The sequence below is a fragment of the Pseudomonas ogarae genome (genome assembly GCF_014268695.2).
GTDB classification, from domain to species: Bacteria; Pseudomonadota; Gammaproteobacteria; order Pseudomonadales; family Pseudomonadaceae; genus Aquipseudomonas; species Aquipseudomonas kilonensis.
The window spans coordinates 5,153,643-5,167,527 of the sequence record NZ_CP077086.1; the positions used below are offsets into that span (position 1 = coordinate 5,153,643).

Genomic DNA, 13,885 nt, shown 5'->3' on the forward strand with positions numbered 1-13,885 from the left:
TGGCGACGCTGGGCTGTGGGAGCAAAGCTTGCTCGCGAAACAGGCGCCTCGACTCCTGAAAGACCGCATCGCCTGCATCGCGGGCAAGCCTTGCTCCCACAGAATGCGGGATAAATCCCTCGCCACAAAAAGCATGTCCGTCTTGAAATTGAGTGCAAAAAAAACCCGCCGAAGCGGGTTTTTCATTACAGCCTGAAGATTACTTCGCTGGCGAGGTTTCAGCCGTTGCCACCAGATCGTCTTCTTCACGGACGTCGGAGATACCACGACCACCGGAAGCCAGCTCGGTCTGCAACTGGTCTTCGTCCAGCTCCTTGACCCACTTGGCAACCACGATCGTGGCGACGGCGTTGCCCACCAGGTTGGTCAGGGCGCGGGCTTCGGACATGAAGCGGTCGATACCCAGGATCAGCGCCAGGCCGGCCACCGGCAAGGTGCCCACGGCCGACAGGGTGGCCGCCAGTACGATGAAGCCGCTACCGGTCACGCCTGCAGCACCTTTGGACGACAACAGCAGCACCAGCAACAGGGTGATCTGGTGAGTCAGGTCCATTGGAGTGTCGGTGGCCTGGGCGATGAACACCGCAGCCATGGTCAGGTAGATCGAAGTACCGTCGAGGTTGAACGAGTAGCCAGTCGGGATGACCAGGCCTACGACCGACTTCTTGGCACCCAGGCGTTCCATCTTGATCAGCATGCGAGGCAGGGCCGATTCCGACGAGGAAGTGCCCAGCACGATCAGCAGTTCTTCACGGATGTAGCGGATCAGCTTGACGACGCTGAAGCCGTGGGCGCGGCAGATGGCGCCCAGCACCACCAGGACGAACACCACGCAGGTGATGTAGAAGCAGATCATCAGCTGGCCCAGTTGCACCAGCGAACCGACACCGTAGGCGCCGATGGTGAACGCCATGGCACCGAACGCACCGATTGGCGCCAGCTTCATGATCATGTTGATGATGATGAACATCACGTGGGCGAAGCGATCGATGAAGTCCAGCACCGGCTTGCCGTAGGCGCCCAGGCGATGCAAGGCGAAACCGAAGAGCACCGAGAACATCAGCACCTGCAGGATGTCGCCGTTGGCGAACGCACCGACGATGGTGTTCGGGATCACGTTGAGGATGAAGGCGATGATGCTCTGGTCTTTACTGGCATTGATGAAACCGGCGATCTTGCTGGTGTCCAGGGTCGTCACGTCGATGTGCATGCCGGCGCCCGGTTGCACGACGTTGACCACGACCAGGCCGATCAGCAGGGCGATGGTGGAAACGATTTCAAAGTACAGCAGCGCATAGCCGCCAGTCTTGCCGACCGACTTCATGTTCTGCATGCCGCCGATGCCGCTGACGACGGTACAGAAGATGATGGGGGCGATGACCATTTTGATCAGTTTGATGAACCCGTCGCCGAATGGCTTGAGGGCAACACCGGTCTGCGGGTAGAAGTGGCCGAGCAAAATACCGATGGCAATGGCTACGATCACCTGGAAATACAGGGATTTGTACAGTGGCTGACGAGTCGTCATGGCAAACCTTCCTCAAGAGTCCCGTTTGACGACTTCCACCTGTCGTCCACGGCACCTCAATTGCGAACCCTCCTGCACTGGAGGGATTTGTTTTTTGTCGGCTGCACGCGGCAGACCTGTGTGCTCTATCGCAAGGCTCGTGCCATTTTTTGGAAAAACCCTACAACCCTTATTGCACAAGGGCTTATGGATTCCTCAAGGGCTAAACACGACTGAGGAAGGTGGCGGATTTCCGCCCACGCAGAGTTTCTCACTCCGGGATTTGGCGGATATCCGCCTTGTCGGGTCCCAGTGCCCTGCTACCATCGCCCGCTTAACGAACGGACTTCTGCCATGCGCCAACGCACGATCGCCAGCCACTTCGCTCGCGCAGCCCTGGGCGGCGCACGTCGGCAAGGCTTCGACTATTTTCCTGTGCTGCAACAACTGGGCATCAGCCCAGAGCTGTTGGATGAGCCGCGCGCGCGGATTGCGCCAGAGCAGTTCGCACGCCTGTTGCAGGCGCTGTGGCTGGCATTGGGGGACGAATACCTGGGGTTCGGCAGGGCTGCGAGCAAACCCGGGACGTTTGCCATGATGTGTCACGCGTTGATCCACTGTCGGACCCTGGGCAAGGCCCTTCAGCGCGGCTTGCTGTTCTACAGTTTGCTCCCCGACGCCCCGCGCCTGACGCTGGAAGCCGAAGGCGAGCGAGTGCGGCTGGTGCTGGACGATTCGACGCTGTGGGACCCGGATCACTTCCTGACTGAAAGCCTGCTGGTGGTCTGGCATCGCCTCGCCAGTTGGCTGATCGGCCAGCGGATCGGTCTGGAACAGGCGACCTTCGGCTACGCCAAACCTGCCCACGGTGCCGAATACGACCTACTTTTTCCCTGTCCGCTGATGTTCGAAGCGCGCAGCAGCAGCCTGCTGTTCCACAGCCGCTACCTGGACATGCCGCTGCTGCAGGACGAACGCACCCTCAAGCATTTCCTCGAACGCTCCCCCGCCGACCTGCTGTCGCGCCCGGACGATGGCCACAGCCTGAGCAGCCAGCTACGCCGCTTGCTCAGCCGCGACACCGCGCGCTGGCCCGACCTGGACACCGTCGCTGCCCATTTGCACATCAGCCCGCAGACCTTGCGCCGGCATTTGCGGGAGGAAGGCACCAGCTTCCAGGAACTCAAGGATCAGCTGCGGCGGGATATCGCCATCTACCACTTGGGGCGTGCGGACTTGTCGTTGCAGCAGATTGCCGAGCAGTTGGGGTTCTCAGAGCCGTCGGCGTTTCACCGGGCGTTCAAGAAGTGGACGGGGCTGACGCCGGGGGCTTATCGGGCGTTGGAAAACTGAGTGGTGGCATCCACTTTCTGTGGTGTATCTACCGTCTCCTGTGGCGAGGGAGCTTGCTCCCGCTGGGCTGCGAAGCGGCCCCAAAAATTTGCGAGCGCTGCGCACTCGAGCGGGAGCAAGCTCCCTCGCCACAAAGGCCGGCAACCCCGCCGAAAATATTCCAGTCAGACCACCGGAAAATGAATCCGGAACGCCGCCCCGCCCAGCTCTGAATCCCCCAGGGTCAGCTTGGCGCCGTAGCTCTCGATGATGTCCTTGACCACCGCCAGGCCGATACCCTGCCCCGGGTGCTGGCGATCCAGCCGCTCACCCCGCTGGAGAATCCGCGCACGTTGATCCGGTGGCACGCCCGGCCCGTCGTCCTCGACACTCAACTCCGTGCCGCCGAGGGTCTGGTGCATGCTGATGCGCACCTCGCCCAGGCACAGCCGATAGGCGTTCTCCAGCAGATTGCCGAGCATCTCCAGCAAGGCACCCTGTTCGATCGGCACCTGGCAGTGCTCCGGCAAATCGAAACTGACATTGACCCGTTTGTCGCGATAGACCTTGTCCAAGGTGTCGCACAGGCTTTGCAGCACCGGGCGCAAGGGCACCTGATGGCGTACCAGCCCGCTTTTGCGCAGGCTGGCGCGCTGCAACTGGTAACCGATCTGCTGGCTCATGCGCTCGATCTGGGATTGCAGCACCCAGGCCTGGCCACGATCCTCGGGGCGCCGGGCCATGTCCTCGCTGACGCCCTGCAACACCGCCAGCGGGGTCTTCAAGCTGTGGGCCAGGTCATCGAGGGAGTCGCGATAACGGCTGCGCTGCTCCCGCTCGCTGTACAGCAAGCGGTTGAGGGAACCGGTCAGGCGCAGCAGTTCCCGGGGATGTTCGGTACTGAGACTTTCCCGGGCTCCGCTTTCGATTTCGTCGAGCTCCTGGCTCAGGCGCCGCAGCGCCCGAAGCCCCCAGGTCAGGCCGATCCACAACAGCGCCAGCAACACCAAAAGGGCTGCGCCAAAGCCCAGGTAGAGATTGTCCCGCAGCCCTTGCAGGGTCACTTCGTAGTCGCGCACCGGTTGCAGGGTGACGATGCTGAACGCCGCACTCTGGCCGCCGAGCAACTTGATTTCGACGTCATAGACAAAAAACTCCTGGCCGTCGTTCTCGCGAATGCGCGCGAACTGATTGCCCTGGCCGTCATAGCGCGGCGTGTAGTTGATGTTTTCTTCCTGGGTGGCCTTCGACCGCCAGACCAACCGCCCCTCGCGATCATAGATGTAGCCCAGCAAGCGGGCATCGGCGAGGTTGAAACGCTCATCGGGCAACTGCGCCGGCATCTTCAAGCGGTTGTTCTCCACCCGGGCGGCGGAAATCAGCGTGGTCACGTCCGAGGCCAGGCGTTGCTCGATGGATTCCTGCAACGCCAGGCTGAACGCGCCTTGCATGGCCGGCAACAAGGCCAGCATGAACAGCACCGCCAGGGTCATGGCGGCCAGCATCAGCCGCAGGCGAAGCGAACGAATCACTGGCAGCGCTCGTTGAACAGGTAGCCCAAGCCACGCACGGTGTCGATGGGCTTGAAGCCGGCGGGGGCTTCCAGCTTACGGCGCAGGCGTCCGACCAGCACCTCGATGACATTGGGATCACGCTCGTCGTCATCGGGATAAAGCTGCTCCATCAAGCGGTCCTTGGCCACCACTTGCTGGTGATGGCGCATGAGGTATTCGAGGATGCGGTATTCGTAGGCCGTCAACGCCAACGGCTCCTCACCGAGGGACGCCTGCTTGCGGTTGAGGTCGAGCAGCAACGGGCCGGCCACGATGGTCGATTGGGTAAAACCACTGGAGCGGCGCAACAGGGCGTTCAACCGGGCCTCCAGCTCTTCGAACTGGAACGGCTTGACCACGTAGTCATCGGCACCGGCGGCCAAGCCTTCGACCTTGTCCTGCCAGTTGCCGCGGGCAGTCAGGATCAGGATCGGAAACGTCTTGTCCTGTGAGCGCAGCCGGCGGATCAGCTCCAGCCCGCTGATCCCCGGCAGGCCCAGGTCGATCACCGCCAGGTCATGATTGAATTCCCGGACCTGGTACAAGGCCTCTTCGGCATTGGCCACGGCCTGCACCACATGGCCGCTGTCGGTGAGACGGGTTTGCAGGTGGTGACGCAACAGCGCTTCGTCTTCGACGACCAGTAATTTCATGGAGCCTCTCCCCAGGCAAATCAAACAATCCAGTGCGGCGCACCTCAACGAAAGGCGCCGGATCGTCTTCGACCGATCCGGCTGGATACGCTCACCATCGACCGCTTAGAACGTGTAGTTGGCGGACAGGTACGTCTGGGCGCTGCTGGTCAGGTCCAGCGAGCCGACCTTGTCGCCACCGTGCGGGCTCATCTCGGTGCTGGCGTTGCTGCGCAGGTAACGGTAACCCAGTTCAACCGAGGTGTTTTGCGAAATTTGTTGCAGCACGCCCCCTTGCAAGCCCACGGCGTAGCCGATGTCGCTGTCGCGGCTGAAGCCAGGAGAATCCTGGGTCAGCTTGGTCAGGCCCGCCGTACCGCCACCGAACAGTTTGGTGCTGCTGGTGACCGGATAGAACACATCGTAGCTGCCCAGCAGGTTCTCCTGGCGCAGCTTGATGCCGTTATGGGTGCCCGAAACATTGTCGTAGGTGGCGTAGTAGCGGCCCTGGTCGTTTTGCTTGCCCAGTCGCAGGCCATACGTGGTGTCCTTGCCGATGACGCCGTCGGCGTTCGGGTTGTTCAGGGCGCTGTCCAAGGCGTCGGACTTCTTCACCTTGTCGCTGGTCTGGCCAAGGGTCAGGCTGGCGAAATTGTCATCGGCGTGGGCCATGGCAGTGGCGCCCAGCACGGTGAAAGCCAACAGCAGTTTTTTCATAGCAGTCATGGTCAAGTTCCTTTGCAGCGTGGATGTTTTGTGAAGTCGTGGTCACCTTAACCAGCGGTTCCTGAACACCCCTTGAACGTTCTCTGAACCTGCGCTGAATGAATCGGCTAATCTGTGCGGACCACTTTTATAAGGAGATCCGTCATGCGCAGGCTGCTTGCTGTTGTACTTCTGGCCATGAGCGGCGTGAGCCACGCCGCCATCCAGACCCAGGAACTCCCCTACACCAGTGCCGACGGCACCAAGCTGATCGGCTATTACGCGTATGACGACGCCGTCAAAGGCCCGCGCCCGGGCGTGGTGGTGGTGCATGAATGGTGGGGGCTGAACGACTACGCCAAGCGCCGTGCCCGTGACCTCGCCGGCCTGGGCTATAGCGCCCTGGCCATCGACATGTACGGCGACGGCAAGAACACCGAGCACCCCAAGGACGCCATGGCCTTCATGCAGGCGGCGCTCAAGGACGGCAAGGCGGCCAGTGCCCGCTTCCAGGCCGGTCTCGACCTGCTGAAGAAACAGCCTCAGACCGATCCGGACAAACTCGCTGCCATCGGCTATTGCTTCGGCGGCAAGGTGGTGCTCGATGCGGCGCGCCAGGGTGTGCCGCTGGCCGGCGTGGTGAGTTTCCACGGTGCATTGGTGACCAACACCCCGGCAACGCCGGGCAGCGTCAAGGCCAAGGTGCTGGTCGAGCATGGCGCCCTGGACAGCATGGTCACCCAGGACAACGTCACCGCGTTCAAGAGTGAGATGGACAAGGCCGGCGCCGACTACAAATTCGTCAGCCTCGAAGGTGCCAAGCATGGCTTCAGCAACCCCGACGCCGACCGTTTGAGCCACGGCGAACATGGCGGCCCGGACATTGGCTACAACAAGGAAGCCGATGAGAAGTCGTGGGCGGATATGCAGAAGTTCTTCAAGAAAATCTTTGGCTGAGAGCAGTTCTTTCAGCTGGAAAAATGATGTTTTTGTGGCGAGGGAGCTTGCTCCCTCGCCACAAAAGCGTGTCCCTGCGCCATACGCACGCCCCACTACCCAGCCTCCCGCCAACCCGGCAAAATGCCTGGCATGAATACACTCCCCACCCTGCCCGCCTGCTGCTCGCCTTTGGATGAACATTGGCTCTTGCCCGATGCCCTGCCCGATACGGTGCTGCTGAGCACCCGCTTCGACCCGTTGCTGCTGGTGAGCACCGACTTCCCCAACAGCGCCATCGAACCACCGGCGAGCATCCAGCGCTCGGTCGCCAAGCGCCAGGCAGAATTCCTGGCCGGTCGGATCTGCGCCCGGGCGGCGTTGCAGCGGCTCGACGGCCTGGCCTGCGTGCCGGCCATCGGCGAAGACCGCGCCCCGGTGTGGCCGGCCCATGTCAGCGGTTCGATCACCCACAGCACGGGCCGTGCAGCGGCCATCGTCGCGAAAAAAGATCACTGGCAAGGGCTGGGCATGGACGTGGAAAACCTGCTCGACCCCGAGCGCGCCGAACGCCTGGCCGGCGAAATCCTCACCTCGCCAGAGTTGCAGCGCATGACCAGTCTCGCCAGCGATGACCGGGCCTTGCTGGTGACCCTGACCTTTTCAGTGAAGGAAAGCCTGTTCAAGGCGCTGTATCCGATCGTCAGGCAACGCTTTTATTTCGAGCATGCCGAGGTGCTGGACTGGACACCCGAAGGGCAGGTGCGCCTGCGTTTGCTGACGGACCTGTCTGCCGAGTGGTGCCATGGCAGTGAACTGCAGGCGCAGTTTGGGGTGAAGGATGGGCAGCTATTGAGCCTGGTAGGGATCAAGGCCTGAGAGCTGTGCTGCTTTTCAGGGCCTCATCGCGGGCAAGCCTTGCTCCCACAGCAAACCACACTTAAATCAGGGAGCACTGATCTGTGGGAGCAAGGCTTGCCCGCGATGGCGGTCGATCAGGCACCCCACCTATCAAGACCTGTCCTGATGCCTCGGCCAACTCAAGCTGAAACAAGCCCCACCCAGGCTCTTGCTCTTGCCGATCAGCGCCCGGCCGTCGTGCCAGTGGATGATCCGTCGCACGATCGACAGCCCCAGCCCATGGCCGCCCGAAGCCCGGGCACGGCTGTCGTCCAGGCGCAGGAAGGGCTTGAAAATCCGCTCCCACGCCGCTTCCGGGACGCCGGGCCCGTCGTCTTCCACATCCACCCGGCAGCGCAACTGGCCTACCTGGTAGCTGACGGTGACCCGGGAACTGGCGTGGCGCATGGCGTTACCCACCAGGTTCTGCAGGGCGCGATGCAGAAAGCGTGGCTCGGCCTCGACCCAGGCGCCGTCGCAATCGGCGGCCGACAGGCATAGACCGCGCTCGACCGTGATCCCGGCCCGCAACGGCCCCAGCTCATCGATCACTTGATTGACCAGCGCATCCAGGTCCACCCGCTGGAAATTCAGGGCCGGTGAACCCTGTTCCAGCCGCGCGTAGGTGAGCATTTCGTCCACCAGCCGATCCAGGTCTTCGATGTCGTGGTCCATGCCCGCCAGGTATTTGTCCCGGGCCTGGGGCGTGGTGGCGCTGCCGAGCATTTCCAGGCCGAAGCGCAGGCGCGCCACCGGGGTGCGCAATTCGTGGGACACCGCTCGCACCAGCTCGCGCTGGATCGCCAACAGCTGCTGCAGGTGTTCGGCCATGCCGTTGAACGCCGCAGCCAGTCGCCCGACCGAGTCGGCGCCTCGGGCCGGCACCCGGGTTTCCAGGCTGCCCTGGGCGATCTGGGTGGCGGCCGACTCCAGGCCACGCAAGCGCCGCTCCAATTGGCGTACCAACAGGTAGACGATCAAGCCGATCAGGCTCAACCCCAGCGCCGCGATCAGCACCAGCCATTGCGGCGGATAAGGGTTCATCTGGTACAGCGGGCCGATCTCCAGCACCCATGGCGTGCCAACCATCCCGGCGAAGACCCGGATGGAGTCGCCGCCCTTGCCCAGCGCCATCACCGTATCGCCCTCGGACACACGACGGCGCTGGTCTTCGTCCATGTCGGCCTCCTCGGCGGTCATGAGTCGCAGATCGAAACCAAAACCCTTTTCCTGCGCCAGTTGCGCCAGCCGTTTGGGTTGTTCGGCCACCGGATAACGCACCAGCTCGTCGGCCAACAGGTAGATGGTCGCGCGGGCCAGTTGTTCGCTGATCTGCTGGACTTCCCCCACCAACATCAATTGCTCGGCATCATTGATCAGCCGATAGACTTTTGCCGCGTGCGGCCCGGTCTGCTCCACCAATGCCTGGCCGCGCATTACCCGGGTGCGCTGGCCGAGGTCGAGGTCGGTCTGGGGAAAAGTCTGCAACGCCAGGGGAATGCCCAGCAGGCGCTCCCACACCAGCAACGCCCGCCGCCGTTCGGTGTCGTTCATCGGCCGCAGGTTGTCGGCCATCAGCGAAAACGTGCCGTGGGCCAGGCGCTCGCGGTATTGCTCACTGCGGGTCTGGTTGAGCAGGTGCAAGGCCAGCACACCGAGGACCGCCACCAGCACCAGCGCCGCACACATGCCGCCATAAATGCGCAGGAAGATCGAATTCACGGCGCCAGGTCTACGCAAGCTTCAGGAACGAACAGGTAGCCTTTGCTGCGGATGGTCTTGATCAGCCGTGGATGGTCCGGGTCGTCGCCGATCTTGGGGCGGATGCGCGAAATACGCACGTCGATGGAGCGGTCCTGGCCGTCATAACCAATACCGCGCAGGGCGGTGAAGATTTCTTCCCGGGACAGGATGCGCCCGGCATTGGACACCAGCAGCCACAGCAGGTCGAATTCGGCGCTGGTCAGCTCGATACCGTTGCCCTGCAACCAGGCTTCACGCAGGGCGTCGTCGACCACCAGCGGGCCGAACTGCAGGCGTCGCGGTTTCTGCGCGACGTTCGGCTCCGGTTCGCTGCGCCGCAGCAGGGCCTGGATGCGCGCCAACAGCAAACGCGGGCGAACCGGCTTGCAGACGTAATCATCGGCGCCCAGGTCCAGGCCCTGGATCTGATCGGTGTCGTCGGTGCGGGCGGTGAGCATCAGGATCGGCCCGTCATAGTGCTCGCGCACCTTGCGACAGATGCTCAGGCCGTCTTCGCCGGGCAGCATCAGGTCGAGAACCACCAGATCCGGCTGCTCGGCAATGATCCGCGCCGCCGCCACCGCGCCGTCACCTTCGATGGCGACACGCAATCCGTTGCTTTCGAGGTATTCCCGGGTCAGCTCGGCCAGACGCTGGTCATCCTCGACGATCAATACCTGCCAGGCTTCTTGTTCCACTAGGGCCTCGTCTTGCTGCGAATATAAAAGGAAGGATCAGCACTCACCTGTGGCGAGGGAGCTTGCTCCCGCTGGGGTGCGAAGCGGCCCTAGGATTTTTGCGGTCGCTGCGCAACCGAGCGGGAGCAAGCTCCCTCGCCACAAAAGGTGCCCACTTCAGGTATTCGAAAACAGCTCCCCCCATCTTTTTGTCATGTTAAAGGAGGATAAACACACCCACGCATGGGCCGATTGTATAAACGTCGCCTGCGCAGAAAACAAGCGGACAAATGCGTTTCGATCGAGTGGGTTTTATGTGGTAATGTCCGCGCCCGCAAAAACCACCAGGCTGTTTTCGGATCGTCGAAACCGATGAAAAAAGGTCCACTCCAGCTAGGTCGCGGCCTACAGAGCAGTTCCACGTTTCGCACACAAATTACGCACAGGCTTATCCACAGGTAGTACGTTGCATACCCCCCAAAAACGCATTATCTTGTAGCCCGCCGCGCAAAAAACCCTACATGTAGGGTTTCAGGCCAAAAACCAAACACAAGTCGGGCAGAGAATTCAAGCGCTTTTCTTGCTTCTGTCCAGCTGAAACACCGCATTTCCCCAAGCCCAGACCGCCCCTGCGGATGGCAACTGTTTCCAGGTCGAAAACGACCGAAACGGTACGGGTGTTGCAGTCAATTGCTGCCACCCCGACAACCCGGTTTCGAGCCTCGCTCGCAACCTGAGAACTTCGGATGGAAGCGGCATTAAACGCCTGCTTCCTACTGTCCCGAAGTTGTTATGCCCGGCGCCAGTCGGTTGTAGTGCTTCAGGACGGAACGGTGGGCACCGTGATGGTGCCCAAACAAACATAGAGAACGTGGAGACACCCATGCACACCGACACAACTCGCGAGAACCCGCAGGGCACCGCGCCGCTGGCCGCCGATTCGAACCCGGATCTGTCCGCCACCGCGCCGGGCCAACTGCGTGTGATCAAGCGTAACGGCACTGTCGTTCCTTACACCGATGACAAGATTACCGTCGCCATCACCAAAGCGTTTCTCGCAGTTGAAGGTGGCACCGCTGCCGCTTCGTCGCGAATCCACGACACCGTGGCCCGCCTGACCGAACAGGTCACCGCGACCTTCAAGCGTCGCATGCCCTCGGGCGGCACCATCCATATCGAAGAAATCCAGGACCAGGTCGAACTGGCCCTGATGCGTGCCGGCGAGCAGAAAGTGGCCCGCGACTACGTGATCTACCGTGACTCCCGCGCCAAGGAACGTGCTATCCGCACCCCGGCCGACGCACCGGTCCAAGCCCACCCATCGATCCGCATCGCCCGCGCCGACGGCAGCCTGGCGCCGCTGGACATGGGCCGCCTGAACACCATCGTCACCGAGGCCTGCGAAGGCCTGGAAGAAGTCGATGGCGACCTGATCCAGCGCGAAACCCTGAAGAACCTCTATGACGGCGTCGCCCTCAAGGACGTCAACACCGCGCTGGTGATGACCGCGCGGACCCTGGTGGAACGCGAGCCGAACTACTCCTTCGTGACCGCCCGCCTGCTGATGGACACCCTGCGTGCCGAAGGCCTGAGCTTCCTGGAAGTCGCCGAGAGCGCGACCCACCACGAAATGGTCGACCTGTACGCCAAGGCGTTGCCGGCCTACGTTGCCAAGGGTATCGAGTTCGAATTGCTGAACCCGGTCCTGGCCGAATTCGACCTGGAAAAACTCGGCAAGGCGATCAACCACGAGCGTGACCAGCAGTTCACCTACCTGGGCCTGCAAACCCTGTACGACCGTTACTTCATCCACAAGGATGGCGTGCGTTTCGAACTGCCGCAGATCTTCTTCATGCGCGTGGCCATGGGCCTGGCGATCGAAGAGAAGCAGCGCGAAGACCGTGCGATCGAGTTCTACAACCTGTTGTCGTCCTTCGACTACATGGCCTCGACCCCGACCCTGTTCAACGCCGGTACCCTGCGTCCACAGCTGTCGAGCTGCTACCTGACCACCGTTCCGGATGACCTGTCGGGCATCTACGGCGCGATCCACGACAACGCCATGCTGTCGAAATTCGCCGGTGGCCTGGGCAACGACTGGACCCCGGTTCGCGCATTGGGCTCGTACATCAAGGGCACCAACGGCAAATCCCAGGGCGTCGTGCCGTTCCTCAAAGTGGTCAACGACACCGCAGTCGCGGTCAACCAGGGCGGCAAGCGCAAGGGCGCGGTCTGTGCCTACCTGGAAACCTGGCACATGGACATCGAAGAGTTCATCGAGCTGCGCAAGAACACCGGTGATGACCGTCGTCGTACCCACGACATGAACACCGCCAACTGGATCCCCGACCTGTTCATGAAGCGCGTCTTCGATGACGGCAAGTGGACCCTGTTCTCGCCATCCGAAGTGCCGGACCTGCACGACCTGACCGGCAAGGCTTTCGAAGAGCGCTACGAGTACTACGAAGCCCTGACCGAGTACAACAAGATCAAGCTGTTCAAAGTCGTCCAGGCCAAAGACCTGTGGCGCAAGATGCTGTCGATGCTGTTCGAAACCGGCCACCCATGGCTGACCTTCAAGGACCCGTGCAACCTGCGCAGCCCGCAGCAGCACGTCGGCGTGGTCCACAGCTCGAACCTGTGCACCGAGATCACCCTGAACACCAACAAGGATGAGATCGCGGTCTGCAACCTGGGCTCGATCAACCTGCCGAACCACATCGTCGACGGCAAGCTGGACACCGCCAAGCTGCAACGCACCGTGAACACCGCTGTGCGCATGCTCGACAACGTGATCGACATCAACTACTACTCGGTGCCACAGGCGAAGAACTCCAACTTCAAGCACCGTCCGGTCGGCCTGGGCATCATGGGCTTCCAGGACGCCTTGTACCTGCAGCACATTCCGTACGGTTCCGATGCCGCGGTCGAGTTCGCCGACAAGTCCATGGAAGCGGTCAGCTACTACGCGATCCAGGCTTCCTGCGACCTGGCCGACGAGCGTGGCGCCTACGAGACGTTCCAGGGCTCGCTGTGGTCCCAGGGCATCCTGCCGCTGGACTCGCAACAGATCCTGATCGCCCAGCGCGGCCAGAAGTACATCGACGTTGACCTGAACGAATCCCTGGACTGGGCACCGGTTCGCGCCCGTGTGCAGAAAGGCATCCGTAACTCCAACATCATGGCCATCGCACCGACCGCCACCATCGCCAACATCACTGGCGTGTCGCAGTCGATCGAACCGACCTACCAGAACCTGTATGTGAAATCGAACCTGTCGGGCGAATTCACCGTGATCAACCCGTACCTGGTTCGCGACCTCAAGGCCCGCGGCCTGTGGGACTCGGTCATGATCAACGACCTGAAGTACTACGACGGCTCGGTGCAGCAGATCGAACGCATCCCGCAAGAGCTCAAAGAGCTCTACGCAACGGCCTTCGAAGTGGACACCAAATGGATCGTCGACGCCGCCAGCCGTCGCCAGAAGTGGATCGACCAGGCTCAGTCGCTGAACCTGTACATCGCCGGCGCTTCGGGCAAGAAGCTGGACGTGACCTACCGCATGGCCTGGTACCGTGGCCTGAAAACCACCTACTACCTCCGTGCCCTGGCCGCGACCAGCACCGAGAAATCGACCATCAACACCGGCAAGCTGAACGCTGTTTCCAGCGGCGGCAACCACGGTGACGATTCGGTCCTGGCTGCTCCAGCCGGCCCTGCGCCAGTGCCAAAGGCCTGCGCGATCGACGAGCCGGATTGCGAAGCTTGCCAATAAGCTGAGCGGGTGGGCGCGTAAAGGCGCCTGCTGAAAGAAGCCCCCGATAGACCGCTGGTTTATCGGGGGTTTTCTTTTGCCTGGAGAAAAGTCGGTGCCTGGACTGGCCCCATCGCGAGCAAGCT

10 protein-coding genes are annotated in these 13,885 nt (G+C 61.9%); 4 read left to right on the forward strand and 6 right to left on the reverse strand.

Features of this window, described 5'->3' with window-relative positions; all coding sequences use genetic code 11:
- Positions 1-199: 199 nt before the first annotated feature.
- The gene (locus tag HU749_RS22600) at positions 200-1,528 is read right to left on the reverse strand and encodes a dicarboxylate/amino acid:cation symporter (RefSeq protein ID WP_079305458.1); all 1,329 of its coding nucleotides are present in this window, start codon (positions 1,526-1,528) and stop codon (positions 200-202) included.
- A 333-nt stretch (positions 1,529-1,861) separates the two neighbouring features.
- Between HU749_RS22600 and HU749_RS22605 the strand changes: the two genes are divergently transcribed.
- Positions 1,862-2,860: an AraC family transcriptional regulator gene (locus HU749_RS22605; protein ID WP_046062529.1), complete on the forward strand. Its 999-nt coding sequence runs from the start codon at positions 1,862-1,864 to the stop codon at positions 2,858-2,860.
- A 164-nt stretch (positions 2,861-3,024) separates the two neighbouring features.
- Here the strand turns inward: HU749_RS22605 and HU749_RS22610 are convergent, their stop codons facing one another.
- The 3 genes from HU749_RS22610 to HU749_RS22620 all read right to left on the reverse strand — a co-directional run bounded on the left by HU749_RS22610 (position 3,025) and on the right by HU749_RS22620 (position 5,750).
- Entirely contained in the window at positions 3,025-4,371 is a 1,347-nt protein-coding gene (locus HU749_RS22610; RefSeq protein ID WP_079305456.1) for an ATP-binding protein, read from the reverse strand.
- Entirely contained in the window at positions 4,368-5,045 is a 678-nt protein-coding gene (locus HU749_RS22615; protein WP_013694070.1) for a response regulator, read from the reverse strand. Before HU749_RS22615 ends, HU749_RS22610 begins: the two co-directional genes overlap by 4 nt.
- Before the next feature lie 105 nt (positions 5,046-5,150).
- The gene (locus HU749_RS22620) at positions 5,151-5,750 is read right to left on the reverse strand and encodes a membrane protein (RefSeq protein ID WP_014339773.1); all 600 of its coding nucleotides are present in this window, start codon (positions 5,748-5,750) and stop codon (positions 5,151-5,153) included.
- A gap of 144 nt (positions 5,751-5,894) precedes the next feature.
- Between HU749_RS22620 and HU749_RS22625 the strand changes: the two genes are divergently transcribed.
- Together HU749_RS22625 and HU749_RS22630 are read left to right on the forward strand one after the other, a co-directional pair.
- On the forward strand, positions 5,895-6,686 hold the full coding sequence (locus HU749_RS22625; protein ID WP_046062532.1) for a dienelactone hydrolase family protein: 792 nt from the start codon (positions 5,895-5,897) through the stop codon (positions 6,684-6,686).
- A gap of 132 nt (positions 6,687-6,818) precedes the next feature.
- On the forward strand, positions 6,819-7,544 hold the full coding sequence (locus HU749_RS22630; RefSeq protein WP_202888910.1) for a 4'-phosphopantetheinyl transferase family protein: 726 nt from the start codon (positions 6,819-6,821) through the stop codon (positions 7,542-7,544).
- Between the two features lie 132 nt (positions 7,545-7,676).
- On the opposite strand, the gene HU749_RS22635 is transcribed toward HU749_RS22630, so the two are convergent.
- Both HU749_RS22635 and HU749_RS22640 read right to left on the reverse strand, forming a co-directional pair.
- Positions 7,677-9,287, reverse strand: a complete 1,611-nt coding sequence (locus HU749_RS22635; protein ID WP_079305452.1) for an ATP-binding protein — start codon at positions 9,285-9,287, stop codon at positions 7,677-7,679.
- Entirely contained in the window at positions 9,284-10,006 is a 723-nt protein-coding gene (locus tag HU749_RS22640; RefSeq protein ID WP_018610287.1) for a response regulator, read from the reverse strand. Before HU749_RS22640 ends, HU749_RS22635 begins: the two co-directional genes overlap by 4 nt.
- An 862-nt stretch (positions 10,007-10,868) precedes the next feature.
- Between HU749_RS22640 and HU749_RS22645 the strand changes: the two genes are divergently transcribed.
- Positions 10,869-13,760: a ribonucleoside-diphosphate reductase subunit alpha gene (locus HU749_RS22645; protein ID WP_018610285.1), complete on the forward strand. Its 2,892-nt coding sequence runs from the start codon at positions 10,869-10,871 to the stop codon at positions 13,758-13,760.
- The last annotated feature ends 125 nt before the right edge of the window (positions 13,761-13,885 follow it).